Source organism: Macrococcus equipercicus (assembly GCF_024205945.1).
GTDB lineage: Bacteria > Bacillota > Bacilli > Staphylococcales > Staphylococcaceae > Macrococcus > Macrococcus equipercicus.
In genome coordinates, this window is sequence record NZ_CP073809.1 from 395,128 (window position 1) to 417,549 (window position 22,422).

The 22,422-nt window shown below is 33.1% G+C and carries 19 protein-coding genes; 14 read left to right on the forward strand and 5 right to left on the reverse strand.

Annotated elements, in window-relative coordinates; genetic code table 11:
* Positions 1–313: 313 nt before the first annotated feature.
* The 9 genes from KFV11_RS02145 (at position 314) to KFV11_RS02185 (ending at position 16,184) form a co-directional block, all read left to right on the forward strand.
* Positions 314–3,412, forward strand: coding sequence for a sigma factor-like helix-turn-helix DNA-binding protein (locus tag KFV11_RS02145; protein WP_254250225.1), 3,099 nt, complete (start codon positions 314–316; stop codon positions 3,410–3,412).
* Positions 3,412–4,632 (forward strand): hypothetical protein, encoded by a 1,221-nt coding sequence (locus tag KFV11_RS02150; protein WP_254250226.1) that lies wholly within the window; start codon positions 3,412–3,414, stop codon positions 4,630–4,632. Before KFV11_RS02145 ends, KFV11_RS02150 begins: the two co-directional genes overlap by 1 nt.
* Positions 4,613–6,469, forward strand: a complete 1,857-nt coding sequence (locus KFV11_RS02155) for a DEAD/DEAH box helicase (protein WP_254250227.1) — start codon at positions 4,613–4,615, stop codon at positions 6,467–6,469. The genes KFV11_RS02150 and KFV11_RS02155 overlap by 20 nt, the downstream gene beginning before the upstream one ends.
* A 129-nt stretch (positions 6,470–6,598) precedes the next feature.
* Positions 6,599–9,385, forward strand: coding sequence for a type I restriction endonuclease subunit R (locus tag KFV11_RS02160; protein WP_254250228.1), 2,787 nt, complete (start codon positions 6,599–6,601; stop codon positions 9,383–9,385).
* 133 nt (positions 9,386–9,518) lie between these two features.
* Positions 9,519–11,270, forward strand: coding sequence for a hypothetical protein (locus tag KFV11_RS02165; protein WP_254250229.1), 1,752 nt, complete (start codon positions 9,519–9,521; stop codon positions 11,268–11,270).
* 31 nt (positions 11,271–11,301) lie between these two features.
* The gene (locus tag KFV11_RS02170; protein ID WP_254250581.1) at positions 11,302–12,849 is read left to right on the forward strand and encodes a type I restriction-modification system subunit M; all 1,548 of its coding nucleotides are present in this window, start codon (positions 11,302–11,304) and stop codon (positions 12,847–12,849) included.
* A gap of 1 nt (position 12,850) precedes the next feature.
* Positions 12,851–14,020, forward strand: a complete 1,170-nt coding sequence (locus KFV11_RS02175) for a restriction endonuclease subunit S (RefSeq protein WP_254250230.1) — start codon at positions 12,851–12,853, stop codon at positions 14,018–14,020.
* A gap of 14 nt (positions 14,021–14,034) precedes the next feature.
* Positions 14,035–15,345 (forward strand): DUF262 domain-containing protein, encoded by a 1,311-nt coding sequence (locus KFV11_RS02180; protein WP_254250231.1) that lies wholly within the window; start codon positions 14,035–14,037, stop codon positions 15,343–15,345.
* Positions 15,342–16,184: a hypothetical protein gene (locus tag KFV11_RS02185; RefSeq protein WP_254250232.1), complete on the forward strand. Its 843-nt coding sequence runs from the start codon at positions 15,342–15,344 to the stop codon at positions 16,182–16,184. The genes KFV11_RS02180 and KFV11_RS02185 overlap by 4 nt, the downstream gene beginning before the upstream one ends.
* Before the next feature lie 115 nt (positions 16,185–16,299).
* Here the strand turns inward: KFV11_RS02185 and KFV11_RS02190 are convergent, their stop codons facing one another.
* Positions 16,300–16,995, reverse strand: coding sequence for a 5-methylcytosine restriction system specificity protein McrC (locus tag KFV11_RS02190; protein WP_254250233.1), 696 nt, complete (start codon positions 16,993–16,995; stop codon positions 16,300–16,302).
* A 70-nt stretch (positions 16,996–17,065) separates the two neighbouring features.
* Here KFV11_RS02190 and KFV11_RS02195 point away from each other — a divergent pair, with 70 nt between their 5' ends.
* On the forward strand, positions 17,066–17,209 hold the full coding sequence (locus KFV11_RS02195) for a hypothetical protein (RefSeq protein WP_254250234.1): 144 nt from the start codon (positions 17,066–17,068) through the stop codon (positions 17,207–17,209).
* Between the two features lie 9 nt (positions 17,210–17,218).
* Here the strand turns inward: KFV11_RS02195 and KFV11_RS02200 are convergent, their stop codons facing one another.
* On the reverse strand, positions 17,219–17,659 hold the full coding sequence (locus tag KFV11_RS02200; protein WP_254250235.1) for a hypothetical protein: 441 nt from the start codon (positions 17,657–17,659) through the stop codon (positions 17,219–17,221).
* 113 nt (positions 17,660–17,772) lie between these two features.
* On the opposite strand from KFV11_RS02200, the gene KFV11_RS02205 reads away from it, so the two are divergent.
* Entirely contained in the window at positions 17,773–18,357 is a 585-nt protein-coding gene (locus KFV11_RS02205) for an SMI1/KNR4 family protein (RefSeq protein WP_254250236.1), read from the forward strand.
* 76 nt (positions 18,358–18,433) lie between these two features.
* On the opposite strand, the gene KFV11_RS02210 is transcribed toward KFV11_RS02205, so the two are convergent.
* Positions 18,434–18,802 carry a hypothetical protein gene (locus tag KFV11_RS02210; RefSeq protein ID WP_254250237.1) on the reverse strand — a complete coding sequence of 123 codons (369 nt, stop codon included), beginning with the start codon at positions 18,800–18,802 and terminating at the stop codon, positions 18,434–18,436.
* Positions 18,803–18,995: 193 nt separating this feature from the next.
* Positions 18,996–19,418, reverse strand: coding sequence for a hypothetical protein (locus tag KFV11_RS02215; protein WP_254250238.1), 423 nt, complete (start codon positions 19,416–19,418; stop codon positions 18,996–18,998).
* 154 nt (positions 19,419–19,572) lie between these two features.
* On the opposite strand from KFV11_RS02215, the gene KFV11_RS02220 reads away from it, so the two are divergent.
* Together KFV11_RS02220 and KFV11_RS02225 are read left to right on the forward strand one after the other, a co-directional pair.
* Positions 19,573–20,253, forward strand: coding sequence for a FusB/FusC family EF-G-binding protein (locus tag KFV11_RS02220; protein WP_254250239.1), 681 nt, complete (start codon positions 19,573–19,575; stop codon positions 20,251–20,253).
* Positions 20,254–20,613: 360 nt separating this feature from the next.
* The gene (locus KFV11_RS02225) at positions 20,614–21,168 is read left to right on the forward strand and encodes a hypothetical protein (RefSeq protein ID WP_254250240.1); all 555 of its coding nucleotides are present in this window, start codon (positions 20,614–20,616) and stop codon (positions 21,166–21,168) included.
* Between the two features lie 95 nt (positions 21,169–21,263).
* On the opposite strand, the gene KFV11_RS02230 is transcribed toward KFV11_RS02225, so the two are convergent.
* Positions 21,264–21,677, reverse strand: coding sequence for a hypothetical protein (locus KFV11_RS02230; RefSeq protein WP_149457866.1), 414 nt, complete (start codon positions 21,675–21,677; stop codon positions 21,264–21,266).
* A gap of 157 nt (positions 21,678–21,834) precedes the next feature.
* Between KFV11_RS02230 and KFV11_RS02235 the strand changes: the two genes are divergently transcribed.
* Positions 21,835–22,395, forward strand: a complete 561-nt coding sequence (locus KFV11_RS02235; RefSeq protein WP_254250241.1) for a hypothetical protein — start codon at positions 21,835–21,837, stop codon at positions 22,393–22,395.
* The last annotated feature ends 27 nt before the right edge of the window (positions 22,396–22,422 follow it).

Here is a 22,422-nt window from a genome sequence, read left to right on the forward strand (position 1 = left end):
ATCGATACAGTTCCTTACCTATGAAAGGGATGGAAGTCGACAGTGGCTTGAAGAAACTGGAGGATTGCTCAGAACACATCTATCCGAAAGTAAATGTACTGATATAAGAGAGCCGAGGGCTGAACATCAATAAAACTAATATCAAATCAGCAATACAGAAATCAGTTTTGTCTAGAGTGATTAATGTAATTTATATATTAAAATATTACATATTTGTATATAATGTAAGTAAAACGGTTTCTTAAAAGTAGTTTAACAATAATAAAGTTTAAATAGTTTTATACGATATTCGTAATGATAAGGAGACTTAATATTGGAAGAGACATCGATATTTAATGGGTTGCTATCTGTACATAAGATGATATCTATCTCAAAATTAAATGATTATCAAGATATTCAGTCGTCACATTTTCTAGAGAAAATTCCTAAAAGATCAAAAGAAGCTATTTTACATGCATTAGAAGAACAAGAAATCTCAAAAAATAAAGAATTAATAGAACAAGTTAACTTTTTTATTTTTGCATGCCAGCATTTATCATATAGAAGTCTGAATATATTAATAAAAGAAAATATTTTATCTGGACAAAAAATTGCTGAATTATCAAATACTGCTATAACAAATATTAATAATGCTGGTAAAAAAACAATTGATGAGTTAATTAAAATGAAGGAAATGGTTTTAAAAGATACAAAATCCACTAACTTTGATTTAGCACAATTTATCAGTCATGACGGAACAGAAAAACTTAGTCTCTATAATATAGAAGAACCGTCAGATGTTCTTTCTATAGATATTGCGAATATATCTTTGTGTAAGGAAGATATTGTAATAATTAATCAAATAAAAAGAATAGTTAACAAAGACAATAAAAATGAAATGTATAGCTTATTTGATTCATGGAAAAGTGGTAAAACAGTCAAAATTATTGATTTATTAGAATCAAAATTAAACGAAACAACACAATTGATGTTTTTAAATAACAGTACTACATCTATTAAAATGAATTTGAAATATCCAGAAATCGATGGGAAATTCAGAGATATAATAAAAAAGTTTGAACTAAATGATATTTCTAAATTAAAGAATTTAAAATATGAAGATATTGATAAAGAATTTTATCTTACTCCTTCTTTTGACTTAAAATTAAAATATTTAATTATTGATAAAATAATTATTAAGAATGAAAATTTTTTTGTTTTTGCAGAGCCAATAAATTATGTATTCAATTACTATAAAAACAATGTACTTAAAACTAAAAACGAAAAAGTGTTCTTATCAATAGCAAAATATCTAGACAAAACTATAGTAAATAATATTTCATTTAAAAAATTAGAATTATTAATGCTAAGTAAAAATTTTGTCAATCAACTAGCAGATTATAAAAAGACCCTCCCCTATGCCTTCGAAATATTCATGAATATCTATTCTGATAACAAACATTTAACATATGATGAGTTAGGAAAAAAATATATTGCAGCAGTTCACGATATAACTATAAGTGAAATAATAAATATATTAATTAAATATGAAACATTTTCTATTAATGAAAATAATATTGTTAACATAAAGCCACGTAAGATAGAGAACGTAGTTAACTTTATGGAAAACGAACAAGAACGATTTATTATTAATTCGAGACTTTCCGGAAAAACTTTAGAAGAAATCGGAGTAGAAGTTAAAGTAACGCGGGAGCGGGTAAGACAAATTCTCAAGAAAATCTTTAATAAATTGCCTGAAAGTCTCTTTGAAGATAGGTACAAGTATATTTATGAACATTATGATATTCCGAAAAAGATATTTGAATATATATTTTACATAGAACCAGTTGAATACTATTATTTACAAAATCGTTATAATAAAGGCAACAGAGATATTGAACTATTGTTAAATGATGAAAATATTCACTTAGAAGATTCAATTGTAGAAAGATTGAAAAATTATTTGAATAGAAATTATATTATTATTGATAACGAAAAAATAAGAAAAAGTAAACATGACATTTTGATGTATTTAATCAAATATTTTTGTAATGAACCTACTAAAATCGAAGATTTACATGATTTATATCTTCAGTTTATAGATGAATTTGCGTTAAATGAAAACTTAAAAGTTAATAATAAAGCATCTTTTGAAAATAGCATTGAACGGATAGATAATTGTATTAATTATCCACGAAGAAGCGTCAAGTATTATCCATTTTCAAAATACGACTGGGATGCATTTTACGACAACTTAAAGATTGAAGACTTTATAGATAAAGAAATATCAGTACTTGCTTTATTTAAAAATAACTCGGATCTGATGCAAACTTATGCAATAAAAGATCAATATGAATTACACAATATCATTCGTAGAACTGTTGAACACAGAGATATAAAAATAGCTATGAGAAGGAACCCTCATATTGCCATAGGGAATGCTGATTTTGAATATCAAGTACTAGAATTATTAATTGAACTAGCACCTATAACACAAATTGAGTTTATTAAAAAATTTTGTTCTATATATGGATTCAGTCAAGATTCCTTACTCGCTAATGGAGATTTAAAGTGCATAGATTCTTATTTGCAAAATGGAACTTATTATATAGATGATGATTACTTATCAAAGATAGATATCAATTATCTATCTTCGAATATTAATGAGGATAAATTATATTTTATTGATGATATTAAAAGAAAATATGTTAAACATACGGGACATGAATTAATAGCTACAGAATATGTCTTTAAACAGTTAGGTTACAAAATGCAAAGTTCATATATAATTCCTGAGAAGTATATTTCAATGAGAGAATTTATAAATTTAAATATTTTCAATAAAGACATAGTTAATATCTCAATGTTATCCTATCGAATTAAAAATCTAACGACATTTAGAACTTATACTCAAAAATTAGTAGAAGAAGAAAAATATATTGAATTTGAGACAGAAAAGTTTATTTCAACTAAGCGTCTAGATAAAAATGAGATGACGAAAGAAGTTATTGATAAATTTATTAATGAATTAGTGAATCGACTAGAAGAGAATAAAATATACGATTTACAGTCAATATTGAAAGATTTAGAAGAAACTATATTTGATAATTATGGTTTTGGATTACGTTTTTACGAGTCAATGTTCAGAAGAGACAAAGATAATAGAAGAATACAATCTTTGTCTGTTGGTGGAACTGTATTAATCAGAAAATATGAAAGGATTAATTCTTTCACCGATTTGTTAGAACAAATAATAGAAAAGAATAGATCGTTTGACATTAATGATCTTCTATATTATTTAAGCGAAGAATATAATATCAATACTAATCGTTCATTTATTCTAGAAAAAGTCAAAGAATGTGACATGTATTATAATGAGACTATGGAGAAAATATATATAGATAGTGATTATTATTATGAGGAGCTAAGTTGATGGAAAAACTAAACTTAAATGACGTAATCAAGTTAGATAGAAAAGAAAAATTAACAGTAGATGGACATACAGATAGTTATCAAGTATACAAAATAAAGTTAACAGATTTATACTACAATGATCAAAATGATAGAATTGCAAGTTGGATAAGTAAGTATAAATTTGATAATGAAGTTTCAGAAATGAATATTGCTAATAGAGAAGAATATAATGAAATCGTATCACAATTTATCATTAAGAGTAATGAGAAGGCATTTAAGTCAACTAAAAAAAATATTGAATTAATTGGTCAAGAAGTTCCAGCTGTCATACTTATGGATGGTCGAATTATTGATGGTAATAGACGATTCACTTGTTTAAGAGAAATTGAGAAAGAAAAGAATGAAACAGGATACATTGAAGCTATTGTATTAGAAAAAGATATTACAAGTGATCAAAAAGCAATTAAATTATTAGAATTATATTTGCAACATGGAAGAGAAGAGCGTGTAGGTTATAATCCTGTAGATAGACTAGTTGGTATTTACAAAGATGTAGTACAAACTGAACTTGTATCAGTTGAAGAGTATGCAAAGACCACTAGTATGGAATTAAAAGAAGTAAAAGACATGGTTAAACGAGCTGAACTGATGGTTGAGTTCCTGGAATTTATAAATATGCCAGAGCAATATCATGTGGCACGTGACTTAGAGATTGAAGGACCTATACGTGAGATTGAAACAGTATTGAAAAAAGCAAAAGATGAAGAAGTTATGGAAGACATTAAGAACATTATTTTTGCTTCTATACTAATGAAACCTAAAGGAGATATTACACGATATATTCGTGACTTCAAAAATATTATCAATAGTACATATCAAGATGAATTTATTGAACATCAATTAGACTTAACAGAAAAAGTGCTTGAAAAAATTGATGAAGCTGAAGAAGTGAATACGAAGTTTATTAATCAGCATGTTCGCGCTCAAGAAGAAATTAAAGAAGAGATGTTAGAAGGTTTTGAAAAGTACCAAGAGCGGTTAAAGAAAAATAAGACGTTAAATTCACCTGCTGCCCAAATAGAAAAAGCAATTTTAGCAATAGAAAGTATAGACACGAATATTGTAAAGAAATTAAATGATGAAGGATATCATAAGTTATTGGATGCATTAATTCAACTTGATGATACCATCAATAGCTTTAAAAATGAGGTGACAGGTGATGAGTCTATTCACAATTAATGACGAGCAGTTAAAAATTATTATAGATCACATTGATATGAAAGACATTGTTAAAGATAGGACATATAAACTTAAATTAAAAAAGTTCGTTGAAGCTATCAATGGTGATACAATTCACCTCAAAAAAGATATTCATTACGGAAGAATTAAAGATATTATTAAAATGTTTGAAAAAGTTATTAATAAATATTGTGATGTCTTAGAAGTAGATGAGAAAGTATACGAATATATTAATCAACTTGAATCGTACATAGAAAAAAAGTATACCATTGGAAATGATATTCGAAATCAGGATGAGCGATATTTTGAGAAATATAAAGAGTTTAAAAGCATAGTAAATCAAAATATGAAACGTCAATTACGTGAAAAACAAATGTGGGATGCATTTTTCATGACGTTTATACAAAAGTCAGGAAATTTCTCAGTACCCGGCTCCGGAAAAACATCAAGTGTATTAGGTATGTTTGCTTATTTAATGGCAATGAAAGATGTTAAACGAATTATTATGATTGGCCCAAAGAATGCATTTAAATCATGGAAAGATGAATTTGATGTATGTTTTGGAGAAAATATAAAACGAGTAAGTTTAGATTTACAAAATGTCAAAAATAAAAAGATAGCTCTAAAGTATGATAGTGGTAATGCTAACTTGATATTAGTGAATTATGAAGCATTAGAAGGTATTGGAAATGAGTTAGTGGATTTAATAGATGATAAAACAATACTTGTCTTTGATGAAGTACATAGAGTAAAGAATCCTAATTCAATTAGAGCCGGTTATTCACTTAATATAGCTAAAGTCGCACATTATGTGGTTGCATTGACAGGGACGCCAATTCCAAATGGTTATCAAGATATCAATGTACTTCTGAATTTGTTATACCCAGATGATTATAATCAATTTTTTAGATTTAGCATGAGTACATTAAAAAATCCTACTGAAGAAGATATACTTAATATAAATGATAAAATTCAGCCTTTCTATTGCAGGACAAATAAAAAAGAGCTTAATGTGCCTGAACCCAATGAAGATATTATTATTAATATATTCCCGACAGAAGCTGAAAATAGATTGTTTGAAATTTTGTTTAACAAACATAGAAAAAGTAGTTTTGAATTATTTATTAGGCTCTTGCAGTTAGAAAGCGATCCAAATATGTTATTGCAAACTATTGATGTTGAAAAGTATAAGAAAATTTTGGAATATACAAATGAGGACATCGAAAGAATTGACTATATTGATTATTCAAATGAAATAAAGCCCTTAGTGAAATCAATAAATATAACATCTAAAACTGAACGAACTCTAAAGTTAATTAACAAATTAGTCGAAGAAAATAAGAATGTGATAGTTTGGTGTATCTTTAGAAAGTCGATGGATAATTTTAAGGCTTATCTTGATGATGCAGAAATTAAATCAGAAATAATATCTGGTTCAGTAGATTCGATGGAACGTGAAGAAATTATAGAGAGATTCAAAGAAGGATCTACAAAAGTACTCATAACTAATCCACATACTTTAGCAGAATCAGTATCATTACATAAGACGTGCCATGATGCTATTTATTTTGAGTATAGCTTTAATTTAGTACATTTATTACAATCTAAAGATCGTATACACCGTTTAGGTCTACGAGAAGACGATTATACTCAGTATTATTTTATGCAGAATATATTTATGGCACCTGATGGAGAGTTTTCTTTAGATCGAAGGATATATGATCGCCTAATGCAAAAGGAGCAACTTATGATAGATGCTATAGAAAATCACAAATTAGAGATTATGCCAACAAATGATGAAGATTTAAAGTGGATGTTTGAAATTTTGATGAAATAAATGAAACTAAATAAATATTTCTCATTAATCTATTTGATAAAATATATTAAACAGTTCTTAATTATCTTGGGTATTAGTTGTACATTATCTATAATTAATCAATATTAAGAAACAGGGGCAGGTGTTTTCATGTACCAATCCGAGCACGCACTCGAGGAACTGACAATCAGTCAACTGGTTGCCAAGGGCTATGAGCGTATCCAGATAAAAGATAATGAAGCGTTACTTGATAACTTCAGGCAGATTCTGAATGAGCGTCATATGGATAAGCTTAATGACGAACCGCTGACTGATGCTGAATTTGATCGTCTGATGACGCAGATTAATGGTAAATCGGTCTTTGACAGTGCGATGATTCTGCGCGATAAGTTTGTGCTGACGCGGGATGATGAGTCTAAGGTCTATCTGGAATTCTTCAATACAGAGAAGTGGTGTCAGAATAAGTTCCAGGTGACGAATCAGGTCACTGTTCATGATACCTACAAAGGACGTTATGATATTACGATTCTAATCAATGGACTGCCGGTTACCCAGATTGAGCTAAAGAGAAGCGGTGTCGCTTTCTCTGAAGCATTCAATCAAGTTGAACGCTATCGTCGTCATAATTTTACGGGGCTCTTCCGTTATATCCAGCTCTTTGTGATCAGTAACAGTGTTGAGACACGTTATTATGCGAATAGTGACAAGGAAATTAATAAGAGTCATATGTTCTACTGGAGTGATGAAGAGAACAATCGCATCAACAATCTGAAGGAGTTTGCAGAGACCTTCCTTGAGCCTTGTCATCTGGCGAAGATGATTGCACGGTATATGGTAGTGAATGAATCGGACCGCATTCTGATGGCGATGCGGCCTTATCAAGTCTATGCGGTTGAAGCCATTATCAATCGTGCGCTTGAAACGAATAACAACGGCTATATCTGGCATACGACGGGAAGCGGTAAGACGCTCACGTCCTTCAAGGCGAGTCAGCTGCTCGCTAAAGAACCTGGCATCAGTAAAGTCATCTTCCTGGTCGATAGACGAGATCTTGACAGTCAGACCTTAGCTGAGTTCAATAAGTTTGAAAAAGACGCAGTTGATATGACAGATAACACGCATACCCTTCTGAAGCAATTAGGGGACCGCTCAAAATCACTCATTGTCACGACTATTCAGAAGATGGCTCATGCAATCAAACGTCAGGACCCTGTGATGGCGCAGTATGAGACTGAGAAAGTAGTTTTCATCATTGATGAGTGTCACCGGACACAGTTCGGTGAGATGCACCGCCTGATTAAGCAGCAGTTCAAGAATGCCCAGTACTTCGGCTTCACAGGAACACCTCGCTTTGAGGAGAACAAAAGTCAGGATGGCCGCGCGACAGCAGATATCTTCGAGAAATGTCTGCACAAATACCTCATCAAAGATGCCATCCGGGATGGTAATGTACTCGGTTTCTCGGTAGAATACATCAACACATTCAAGAATGAAGTTGATACTACCAATGAAGAATATGTGGAGTCTATTAACACAGATGAAGTCTGGATGGCAGATGAACGCATTCAGATGGTGGCAGAACACATCTACCGCAATCATCATAAGAAGACACGGAATGGCCAGTACTCAGCCATTCTTGCGACGCAGAAGATTCCAATGGCCATGAAATATTATCACGCACTGAAAGCACTCTCTGAACAGGAAGGCAAGAACGGGCTTAAAATCGCAACGATTTTCACGTATCAGCCGAACCAAGATATGCGTGACGGCGAGGTCACAGAACACGCCAAGGACCAGCTTGAAAGTGTCATCAAGGACTACAATAAGACATTCGGCACTAACTACTCAACCGATACATACAACAGCTATTTCGCTGATATCTCAAAACGTGTCAAACAGGGCATCAAGGACAACAAGATTGATATTCTGATTGTCGTCAATATGTTCCTGACAGGGTTTGACTCAAAAGTGCTGAACACGTTGTATGTCGATAAGAACTTGAAACACCATGATCTGATTCAGGCATACTCACGGACAAACCGTATTGAAAAGGAAACAAAGCCTTACGGTAATATCGTTGCCTACCGTAATCTGAAAAAAGCGACAGATGATGCTATACAGCTTTTCTCAACAACAGATAATACAGAATCAGTGCTCAGTCAGTCCTACGATTATTACCTAAATGTTTTCCTGAAGACGCTGGGTGAGCTCTACACAATGGCACCGGATCCATCAAGTGTTGACCAGATTGAGGATGAAGAGCAGCAGAAGACATTTGTTGAGACCTTCAAGCAGCTCTCCAAGACACTGCTGATGCTGAAGACATTCGATGAATTTGAATTCGATGAAGCAGTCCTTGAAATTAATCAGCAGACGTATGAGGAGTACAAAGGCAAATATCTGCATCTCTATGAAGAAACGAAGAAGAGGAAAGAAGCGGATAAAGTCTCTGTTCTGGATGATATCGACTTTGAGATTGAGATCATGCGCAATGATATTATCAATGTCAGCTATATCTTGAATCTGCTGCGTGAAATCAATTTAGAAGACAAGAAGGAACAGAATAAAATGCGTCAACAGATTCATGTCCTGCTGGACAAAGCAGATGACGAGAACCTGCGACTGAAACGTGACCTTATCAGAGCATTCTTGGATAAAGTCGTGCCGACCTTACTACCAGGCTCAAGCATAGACGATGCCTTTATGGACTTCGAGGAAGAAGAAAAGCAGAAAGCTATCGAAAGCTTCTCAAAGAAATTTGAATATCCGCAGCAGCAGCTCAACCGACTCGTATCAGAATATGAATTCAGCGGGCAGCTGGACCGTTCAGAAGTAGGAAAGCCATTGAAAGGCGGACTGTTAGTTAAACGTAAGAAAATCGATGACGTGCAGACGTTCGTTAAAGAGACAGCGAAGATATACGGAAGTGAGATATGATTTAATATCTATATAGAAAACTTATTGTGAAAAGTATAAGTTCTTCTATATAGATATTTTGTTATATTGAATTATTTTTATTGTAATTGTCTATTTTAAGTATACAATCTTATATCAATTTAGGAGTGTTAGTGTGAAAATTGATGCTAAAAGAATTGAAAAAAAAGCTATAAACATTTTAGAGGGTGTAATCGGAGAACTTTCTAATTTAGATTATAATTTTAATTATGGAGATAAAGATATTTCATTTGACGGTAATATAGATGTTTATAATACTGATAAACTTTCAAAAAAAAACTATATCAAAAGTATTAAGGTTCAAATAAAAGGAAGAAAATATTCAAAACTGAACAAGGTAATAAAATATCCCGTAGATGTTAAAGATTTAAATGTATTTTTAAAAGAGAATGGTGCTGTTTATTTTGTCGTAGGTCAAATCTATAATTCAGAAAAAAGATGTGTTGAATCAAAAATATATATGAGACATCTTTTACCTTTAACAATCAATAAGATTCTTCATAATAAAGAAAAGCAAAAAACCATATCTATATCTTTTTACGAAATTAACTTAGAGGAGTTTTATGGTGAATGTATTAAATTTATTGAACATCAAAGCATTCAAGTTATAAGAATGAATTCATCATTAATACAACATGGCAGTAAAAATCTTATAGTTGGAACATCAGAATCCATAAAAATAGATGAAAATGGCTTACCACAAAATGATTTTTACTTATATAAAAAAGATCCATTAGATATTAATCCAACACTACCTATAACGGCTTTATCTATAACTAAATTAGAATCGGGTAATTATACAACAGTCAGGTTGAACGGTGAATATTTACGTATATTTGTTAGAATTGAGAAAACTAAAGAATATCAAAAAATAATATTTAATCAGAGTTTAGAAATAACGCATATTTATAAAAAAGACATCCAAAAATTAAAGTTTCATAGTCTATTAGATATAAATAAATATATCGAAGCTATTAAAATCTATAAGGCTATAGTTAATAATGAGATAATTGAGAGCGAACTTTTTAAAATTGAATTAATTGATAGTTTTGAGGAGATTGAAGTAATAAATAAAATTAATGACCATCTAAATGAACTTGATACAATCTTAAGTGAGATGCAAATTGATTCTCGATATTTAAATGGAGTAAGTAATCCAATAGATGATATGAAAATTATTAGTTTATTCATAGAAAGCTATAAAAATAACAATTTTGAATATTATGGATTAAATAAAAGTAATATTTATCAACTTCCACTTGGTAATACAAATTTGGCAGTTTTTTATGATAATGATAAAAAAGAAGTTTTTAATATATTTTCATTAAGATTTATTGAAAGTTGGTGTGCAATAAAACCAAAAGAAACCTCTAAACCGACAATTAAAATTCCGTTTATATTTAGCTTAAATCGAGATTTTTTCTTAAACACAATAAATTTTAATATAGATAGAATAATTGAAGGTATAAGAAAATTAGATAATTATGAATGTAAAGATTTGTTTGAAGTATTTAATAATTTTTCTCTAGAATTGATTTATTGTTATGATAAAACTAAAAATAGAAATTTTTTAGATGCTGCTCAAGAACTAATAAATAATATAATCACTAGAACATCAAATGAAAAAAATATTTTGATAGTAAATATGGCACAAATAGAATATAGACTGTTTGATGGAATTAGTGAAGAAACACGTGAAAAATTAATGCAAACAAAAATTTCTTTTGTACAAGAGGAACATTTCATAGGCTCTATATGTGTAAATATTTTGCTAGGTAATGAAGAAGAAACAGAATTTTATTTAAAAAAGTTGGATGAAGAAGAGCTAACTAATTTAAAAAAATATCCAATTTTCAACTTGAAATAAAATCATTCAATTTAAGGAGAGTAAGTTTATGATGTCAGTTACAGAAGCACAGAAACAACAGCAGGCGGAGTTACATAAGAAGTTATGGAGTATTGCGAATGATCTTCGCGGGAATATGGATGCGAGTGAATTCAGAAATTATATTTTAGGGTTAATCTTCTACCGTTTCTTATCAGAGAAGACAGAAGAGCAAATTGCAGAGTTACTCAGTGATGATGACATCAGCTATGAAGACGCTTGGGAGAATCCTGAATATCAGGAGGCCATCACAGATGAGCTGACTAAACGAATCGGCTTCGTCATTGAACCACAGTATCTCTATAGCAAGATGATTGCAGATATCATCGCGGATAAATTCAATATTGAAGATTTGGCTAAAGCTGTAAGTAAAGTAGAGGAATCGACACTGGGAACAGACAGTCAGGATGACTTCGTCAATCTGTTCTCGGATATGGATTTGAACTCATCACGTCTTGGCAATAACGTCGCAGCTCGTACGAAACTCATCTCAAAAGTCATGATGAACCTAAGTGAACTGCCGTTCGTACATAGTGAACTTGAGATTGATATGCTCGGTGATGCCTATGAATATATGATCGGCCAGTTCGCAGCGACTGCTGGTAAGAAAGCAGGGGAATTCTATACACCGCAGCAAGTCTCTAAAATTCTCGCTAAAATCGTAACAATGGGTAAGACGGACCTTAAGAACGTCTATGACCCGACATGTGGATCAGGATCTCTTCTCCTACGTGTCGGTAAAGAAGCGAATGTGCGTCATTACTACGGACAGGAACTGAATAGTACGACATACAACCTCGCACGTATGAATATGTTACTGCATGATGTGAACTTTAATGCGTTTACAATTCATAATGGTGACACATTAGAAGAGCCGTCAATTATAGAGGAGAAGTTTGAAGCGGTAATTGCAAATCCGCCGTACAGTGCAAAATGGTCAGCAGATGCAAAGTATCTAGATGACGAGAGATTCTCTAACTACGGTAAACTCGCACCAAAATCAAAAGCAGACTTTGCTTTCGTCCAACACATGATCTACCACTTAGATGATAATGGCACAATGGCAGTCGTATTACCACACGGTGTTTTATTCCGCGGTGCAGCAGAAGGTGTGATTCGTAAGTACTTAATCGAAGAGAAGAACTACTTGGACGCTGTCATCGGATTACCTGCTAATATCTTCTACGGTACAAGCATTCCTACATGTATCTTAGTCTTCAAGAAATGCCGTCAACAAGATGATAAAGTGTTGTTCATTGATGCATCAGAAGAATTTGAAAAGGGAAAGAACCAGAACAACCTGACGAGCGTACATGTCGATAAAATTGTAGAGACTTATCAAACAAGAGAGACTATCGACCGCTATAGCTATGCAGCGACGTTAGAAGAGATTAAAGAAAATGATTATAATTTAAATATTCCAAGATACGTGGATACGTTCATTGAAGAAGAACCGGTTGATTTAGAGAAAGTACAACAGGAATTGAAGGATATCGATAAAGAAATTGCAGTATTAGAAGAAGAAATTAACGGATATTTGAAAGAATTAGGAGTGTTGTAGCATGACTAATGAAAAGAGAGTGCCGGAGTTACGCTTTCCTGAGTTTAGTGGAGAGTGGGAGGAAAAAGAACTTTCAAAAATAGGATCTTTTACAAAGGGAAAATTGATATCAAAAAGTGATTTATCATCTACGGGACATAAATGTATATTGTATGGTGAGCTCTATACTAAATATGGTGCATTAATAAATGAAGTTTATAGCAAAACAGAGTTAAAAACGAAAAATCTAGTTAAAGCCCAATATCAAGATGTTTTAATTCCTTCCTCTGGTGAAACTTCTTTGGATATTGCTACAGCCTCTAGTTTAAATACTCATGAAGAAGTTTATTTAGGAGGGGATATCAATGTTATTACACCTAGTAAGGATTACAACGGCAATTTTCTTTCCCTTTCAATTAATGGAAAAAATAAGCTGAAATTATCAAAGTATGCACAAGGTAAAACTGTTGTTCACTTATATAACTCTGATATTAAAAAATTGAGAATTAACTTTCCTACAGTAGAAGAACAAAAAAAAATCAGTGAGTTTTTTAGTAAGCTTGATCGGCAGATTGAGTTGGAAGAGAAGAAGCTGGCGTTATTGGAAGAGCAGAAGAAGGGATATATGCAAAAGATATTCTCTCAAGAATTGCGATTCAAAGATGAGAATGGTGAGGATTATCCGGAGTGGGAAGAGATGACTGTAGAACAGATTATTAGAACTACTTCAATTCGTAATTTACAAATAAGTAATAGCAGTATAAAAAAAGTTGGAAAATTTCCGGTTATAGACCAAGGTAAAGAAAAAATTGTGGGTTATTCAGATGAAGAAAACAAAGTTTTTTCGGAAAGAAAAGACATCATTGTTTTTGGAGATCATACAACGAATTTAAAATATATAGATTTTCCATTTATAGTTGGTGGAGATGGAGTCAAACTTTTATTTTCAAATGTAGTAGATATGAAGTATTTATATGCAATACTTGATTATAATATGATTGAACAAGATGGTTATAAACGACATTTTAGCATTTTAAAAACCAAAAAATTAAAAATGAGTAAATCCTATTTGGAACAAAAAAAAATTGGTAGTTTCTCTATCATTTTTGATAGAAAAGTAATAAACCAACAATATAAAATCGAAAAACTGAATTTAATAAAAAAATACTTTTTAAATACATTAATTATTTGAAAGAGGGAGAATCAATGAAAAAAAAAGTGTTTTTAACTATTAATGAAAATATTCTAACTACGATTAATGATATAGAGTTTGAGGGATATACTGATGAAAAAACCTTTGATAACATTGATGATTTCAATGAGTACATACACTCAAATAAGATAGAATGTCCTATAGATCTTGAAGAAAGCATTAAAAGTATTTTTGATTTTACTGAAGTAGAAGTAAATGAATTATCTGAATACAAGATAAAGCATTGGGTAAGTAATAGATCTTATGGTGAACTTATTGATATGTTTGAAAATGAAGAAATATTAGTACCAAAAATGCAAAGAAATTTTGTATGGGATTCATTGAAGTGTTCTAGACTTATCGAGTCTATTATCCTTGGATTACCAATTCCTCCTTTATTTTTGCTTGAAATTGACGATAATAAATATGAATTAATTGATGGTTTTCAAAGAGTTACTACTCTTTCAAACTTTGTAAATAGTCGACCTTGGAATTATGAAGAAGGAAAAACTAAAAAAATGATACCTGCAAAATTATCTGGCAAAGTAGCAAAAGAAATTGCAAATAAAACTTTTAAAAATTTAGAAAAAAAACATCAAGCGAAAATTAAAAGAAGTACTATACCACTTATTGAATTTAAACAATTGGATCCTTTAAATTTTGATTCGAAGTATCTGATTTTTGAGAGAATAAATACTGGTTCTGTTAGATTGAATCCGATGCAAATTAGAAAATCTCTTTCTTATGGTACATTTATTCAAGAAGTTTATGAATTTGTTGATGGAATAGAAGGCTTAAGAAAAATTTTTTCAATTAACAACATTAAAAAAGATGCTCACATTGAGGCGTTTATCAGAACTATATGTTTCTATGATTTATTTTTCAAAAAGACTTTTTCATCTAAGAATAAAGGTATAAAGAACACATTAAATGAGTACTGTGAATATAATAAAAACAAAAACTTAGATAAAGTGTTTTTGCATAACTTTATAAATGCTTTAAATATAGTTTTGGAAGCATTTAAGGAGGATGAATATTTTAAACAAGTTGATAAAATGGCTGATGATAGCCCTGTATTTATGGGTTATATTAATATAAGTATATTTGAATCTATTATGGCTGCCCTAATATGCAAATTACAAGAAAAGGGAGAAATAAATCATCAACTTCTTAGAGATAATTATATAAAAAATATGATTATGATAACTGAAAAAGCAAGAAGAGATAATATAAATCCTTATAGTATTTCTACGGGGACAACAGAAGCTCAAAGAGATAGATACAACATTTCAAAGCAAATAGTGGAAGAAAGTGTTAATAAATGATACATCAATTCGATGGTTATAATACATTAACAGAAATTCGAAATAATTATAAAAAAATTGAATATGTTGCAAATAGTTTAGCGGATAACGCTACAGAATATAGAAAATTTTATAATACAATTAAATTAGACTTTAGTATTTCCAAAGAAGTAATTCATAAAGCTGAATATTCATTATTAATTGAATGTTATACTTTTGCTGAGCGCTTGCTTAAAAATACAATTTACCATTGCTTAGAATACAACAATTCAGATAATAAATATATAAACAGATTTTTGGAGAAAAAAATACCTCCAGGTAATTTCAGTCCACAAGTTACATTTAAAAAATTTGAAGAAGAACTCTGCTCATATGAAAAAGATTTTAAATTCATCTTAAACAAAAACCATCCGTTTGTTAAGGTGTATGATGAAATGATTAAAGCCAGACATCAATATGCACACAGAAATTATTATAATCAGTCATATCAGGAATACTCTGAGTCCATAGAAATATTAGAATATATCCTTTGGGAATGTGAAATGTTTATTAATGATTTAAGGCTAAGAGATAATCTAGTAAAGGATTTTACAGTTATAATTAGCAATTGTAAGGCTATAAAAAGGAACAAAATAGAAGCAAGTAGAATAAAAAACTTAAAAATTGATGAATTTAACTTAGCTGATTTAAAAAAATCAGCTAAAAACTTAAAAAATCTAAAACATAAACATTTTCATGATTTGAATATTTTTAAAGATTTCAATAGTTTTTTAGATGAACTAATAATTATAGATTTTAGAAAAGAAACTCTTAAAGATTTCAAAATAAAGCTTAGAAAAATAGATGATTACTTTAGATAATGATCTACTAAATATAAAATTTCACAAATTCCCTATCTGGATATTTTAACTAAACATACTTAAAACTTTCTCATTAGAATTAATTTAAAAACTGAGTGTTAAAAATTATGATAAGTCAAACGAGCCCCTTCAGCTCCTGACTTATCTTTTTCATTTCCTGCGATAGATTGATATGTGTTACTTTTACTTTCTTTCCCTTGATCACATACTCATGATCCGGTTGCTCTTCGTCATTCGTCATCGCATACAGCAGCATGCCACTGACCATTTCGTCATCTTTCTTCTGATAGTTCTCCAGATACGTGAATAGCTGATATAGATTGCCTGTCAGATGTTTCTTTGGTTCGTTCTCATATCTTGATTTCATATTCTGCTGATAGAATTTCGTATCAATGATTATCGTCTGATGATCTTTCTTTAGCACAATATCCGTCTGCATAACTGGAAGTGCTTCGCTGTATCCGTCATCGACATCCCAGTGAATCTTAGGTCGTGAGACTTTCCAGTCTGTTTCTTTCTGATAGAATGCGTAGACAAAATTCTCAAACAGCGATGATAATGCTTGTTCGTCCTTTATTTCCTTCAACTGATGACTGCCTGCTTCATCACTGATCAACATAGAGTCATAGAGAAACTTCGCGATATCAACCGGCAGTTCGTAATGGCGGTTCTGGTTGTTGTAACGAACTTGGCTGAAACTATATTCAGTTAGGGTGATGAAGGAGACTTCTGTCAGATAGAGCAGTATTTTTTTGATGGCTTTCAGTTGTCGAGCTAATATAATCTCAGAGACATTGAATGATTTTCTCATATTCCATGGTCTACGTCACTTCTTGTCATGACCATATCTTATACTCCTCTATGAAGGAGGTCGTTCGCACATGGATAAATTCAAGAAGATGTTGTTTGATTACTTTGTCGTCCTGGAGGAGGAGTATGAGCCGCCGTCCATTCATGTTATTCTGCTGTTTCTGCTGATTCATACTATTGTCTCAGCAACAGTCTTTTATATAGGGGCTTTATAAGAAGGAATCTTAACTACTGGAGCCTGTTTTTGTCTCCCTTCCTATCCATCTTCTTCTTTGCCGCCATTCCCGGTAAATGTCATAGAGGCACACTAGAATCCAGAGAAGACTCAGTATACGCCATAACCACTCGTCACTCAGAAAAAAGGTGAGGTAATAACAGATGGCGGCGAAGGCTATGATGCAGAGTCCCTGAATGATTGTATTGATCCATGACCAGCGCAGCCGGACTATCAGCGGATAGTGTCTGCTGTAATCTTCGCGGTTTAGGGTATTAGTGAAAATGTTTGTGCCGAAGCCTGCGACGAGTGTCAGTGCACCGAGTAGCATAAAGAGGGCATATAGATTATCTGGTGTCAGGCCTGATCTGATGATGTCAGGTAGATACAGCAAGCCGAGGATAAGCATGCCGATCTGGCTGAAAAGAAGAATAGCGTCATATCTGTTCATATTCGTCTCCTTTATTAATCAAGAGTAATTTTAGCCATTATATTATAGACCTAACAATGTGTAAATATCTACCTCACAGGGAATAATCAACTATTACAAAGGGGAGGTATTGTATGGACATTAAACGATTGTTTGAGAATGACAAGGTTTATTTCGCGGCTACATTGAATCCAGGTGCGACGGATGAGGAGATTGAGGCGCTTGCTGAAGTATTCAAGGCACCGCTTGATGAACAGTTCGTGGCGCTGTACCGGGAAGCGGATGGTGAGAGTTATGACAGTGTCGGTCTGTTCTTCGGTCTTGAGTGGCTGCCGCTGGAGGAAGTCATCAGAGAAGTGGAGTTTAATCAGGATGAAGCGGAAGAGATTGCGGTTTCTGTTGTGCCTGAAGGTGCCATTAAGGAAGAGTACTATCATGAGCTCTGGCTGCCTTTTGCGACTGACGGTTTCGGTAACTTCCTGGCTGTTGATACAGATCCGGGTGAGACGGGAACAAAGGGACAGGTCATCACCTATGGCAGCGATTTCGAGACGATGTATGTCGTCGCCGAGTCATTGAATGATTTCCTGGCCTTCATCGAGAAGACGATTGATAGCGATCAGTACCATATAGATGAGGACGGACGTTTTCACTATGGCCAGGATGAAGTGCTTTTCTTTGATAAACTGAAGGACATGGAGCTGCCTTTAAAAGGCTAAGTTCATTAGAGGTCATAAAATCAGATAAGCAGAGAACACCCCGACAGTTAGGATTCAATCTAACAGCCGGGGTGTTTTATATCTTATGGACACTTTTAATGTCATTGAATGCTATCGGTTTTAACTCAGCAGTTGCAGTGAGGCGGAATTCTAGCCAGGCATGGTTTATATCTTCTTCATCCAGACTTTCCATACGCCCAATCAGTACTTGGTTGTTATGCAGTGTCAGTTTGACTTCACTGTCTCCGTATATCCATAGCTGATAAGGCTGATAGTTAGTGTAACCATTATCATCAGATAAATGCTGCTGAATCAATGCTTTACGTTCATATAAATCTTTGACCCAGGTATTCGTCATTATTTGTTCAAGGTCATAGTCATAGCCGAACTGTTCAATCAAAGTCTCTTCGACTGCGTGATCAACCATGTTTAGTACATAATCCATTTCTTCTTCCAAACTGTCTACAAGATCATAGCTATATTTTAATAAAAACTTTCGGTCTTCATCTCTAATTGCTAATAGTGAGGGTATCATGGACATGTCCTTTCTAATTATCGAGTTATCCTAGCTATTAATTTTAACAAATAAATATGTCCACTTGCGCTTGAATAAGTATGTAAAGTGACTTTTCTGTTTCCTAGAAGTATGATTCCTTCAAATACTTCCGCCGCTTCGCTTCTCTATAAATCACTGTGATACACATACCTATCCAAAAGACACAGAAGAGCGGCCATAGCTTTTGCCCGGGGAAGTAAGTGAGCGTAAATATCAGGCAGCCGATGAAAGCGATAAGGCATACGGATTGGATGGCTGTGTTGATCCAAGACCATTTAATACTGACAGCCGCCGGATAATCTTTTGCTGGATCTTCCCGGTCGAGCGTATTAGTATAAATGCCGGTAAAATAACTGGCTACAAGAGAAAGCGCACCGAATAACATAATGAGCGTAAAGTAATTATCTTTGTTTAATCCTTCTCTGACTATACCAGGTAAGCTGCAGAGCGCCACGATGACAATCAGACTTTGAGCAAGAAAAGAGATAGCGTCACTTTTCGACATAGTTTTCCTCCTTCAACGAACTTTGAAGTAACAGTTAATCTATTTACTAGTAACAATGTAATTTATTTTATTATATAAGTAGCAGGATGGTTCAGCTACTGATAATTTGAGCTGACATCATGTTTCTATTAGTTATTAAGTGCTGAATGATATAATGGATGCACAAGCCACAATACAAGGACTGACTTTAATGAACAACATACTGCCTTACCAATATATCGGCATTAAGCGCCAGAGTATGCGTCTGATGAAGGCTTACCAGACGATGAATGACCCGAAGATGATTGAGACTTATCAGAGTCTGATACAGGAAAGTGTCGAGCAGATTTTCACGGAACCTTTGCCTGAAGTGGAAGCATTCTTGAATGTGATGATGGACCGCACGATGACGAGGCACCAGCTGGATAAACAGCTGGAACTGCTGAAGATTTACGTTGAACCATTCAAAGTACCGTCCAATCAGCAGCTGGATAAGCTGTTCAAGAAGGTGAAGAAGCTGAAGTATCAGAACTGGGCGGATTACGAGCTCACTGAATCGACTTATATCGGCTGGAATGATCCGGGCCAGCAGAAGAAATTCATCATCTTCTACCACGAAGGTGAACTGAGAGGGCTATACGGTGACTTATCACCAAGCGTCAACAAAGGCGTCTGTCCAATCTGTAAGAACGACAGCAAGGTATCGATGTTTCTCGCAACGACTAAGATTGCAGGAGATGGCACTTATACAAAGAACGGCAACTACATCTGCCACGACAGCAGGAGTTGCAACAAACAGCTGGATGACCTGACAGGACTGTATGAATTTCTGGCAGCGACGAAGACGGTGTTGTAATTAAAAGCCTGTTATTATGAGAGTCCGCTGAACACCTAATGACTTTCTATGAGGTCATCAGTTTTAACAACTGAATAGTGTGACAAGAACCTGTTATTCTCCTCTTTATTAAGGAATAACGGGTTCTTTTGCTTTAATAGATCCATCTATTTGATTTTCTCGTACCGTGTCTATTTTTTAACTCGGCCTTCTTTATGTTTAATGTAAGATTCATGCTGATAAAGATAGCAACTAAAATGAATATATTCTCCGTAATATAAATTTCAAGTAAATTATGTAAAATTTAAAATATAAGAAGTTTAAAAGATCTTTTAAGTGTATAATGTAACTGTAATAAAATAGATTCAAGGAGGCAATCAAATGAAAAAATTTGCTGTTGTTGCGCTGACTTCTGCTCTTTTCGTTACACCACTTATCAGTGATAATGATGCTTCTGCCGCTACTCGTCAAACGTTTAAAGCGCCTGACTTATTAAATACTACTGTTGCCAGACAATTGAAAGCAAAGTCGTTTATCTATAAAAGTGAACAAGGAAAAATCGTTAAAATCGGAGATACATTCAAGACAGTGAAATATCAATGGGGAAGACCATCATATTTTTCTACTTATAGTATATCTGGTAATTCGAGTTTTGAAGCAGGTTATGGCAAATACCCAACTGCTGCTGTATATGGTAGTACAAATCAATTTGTTTATAACTTTAATTCAGCTAAAGTAGACGGCTATAAATTCTGGTACCTTCTCAAATATTCACCAACCGCCGTACAAAAGGTTTACGGTAAACCAACAACTAGCCAGCTGGTCAATAAAAATGAAATTAAGCACTACTATAAAAATCTCTTTGAACTGACTTATCACAAAAACTCTCAAGGTAGTTGGAGAGTCTTCGAAATGAACTATCACTTAACTAAGTAACAATAAAATAGTTCCATTTTCTCATTCTTTTGACGACAAAATAAAAATGTAGGAAAACGACCAATTGAAAGGTTGTTTTCCTGCATTTTTTTATTCTAACTATCATCTCGACTCTCTCTGACCAGCATTTTGCGGTAAGCTGAACGTGATTTGAAAAATCTGATGATATTTCCAATAGTTAACCCGGTAATTGCTCCCATCATTCCGGATGTGGTAGACAAGAATCCAAAAGATGAAAAAATTATGACTAAGTAGATAAGTGACACTACAATAGTAGGGATAGTTGAACGCTTCTGCCATTTATAGACGAGGGCAGGGCTGAAGTTGTTTTTCTTATAATATCTGGCATATTCATCCGCATAAGATATAGGTAATGATAGAACTAAGTAACTGATTGCTAGAATTGCTATGACAGGATGGTCAGGCATCGCTATGTAGTAAATAACAGCAGCCAGTATAATAAACAAAATGACTGTGAGGACCAGATTTCTTTTGATTTTAGCCGGCATAGATCTCCTCCTAGCATATAATTATATTTATTTACTATATTATACTATTATTACTAATATACAACAGATTTCTATCATTTAAGCTATGTTATGTAAGCGTTTTCAAAGTATAATGAAATCAGGCAGCCGCCAAATTACTTTTCAAGGAGTGTTTATGATGAAACAATTAGTTTCTCTCTTACTTGTATTATTAATCGCTGTCCCATGGACCCATCACGCAGAAGCTGCCAGGAACATACCGGGACAAGTCAACTTAAAGGACAAAAAAGTCATCACAGCGCTGAAATCCGGGAAGATGACTTTCAGGGGGGTCAAGCTGGGTGACACAGTGAAAACAGCACAGGTGAAATGGGGGAAGCCGGCGAGTTCTTATAGAAGTGTCAACCAGTATTATGATTATGAGCTGGATTATGAGCTCGAGTCAGATGACTATTATGACCTGGCTGAGACTTATTTCACGGGTCAACGTCGGCAGACTTATCCGCAGTTCAAGCTGCGCTACATCAATTATAACAATGAGAGCATCAGATTCAGTTATAAGGATATGCTGAAGTACTGGGGCAAGAAAGCGGATTTCGTTTACACAAGTGCAGACACTGAGAACTATATTTACGGGCAGACCATTCTGACTTATGATTCAGCGGACGGCGCATTTTACGGCTATCAATATGCAGATCAAGCGACTATCAAAGAAATTAAACGATTATATACGAAGTAATGAAAGTCAGCCTGCGCTGGCTTTTTA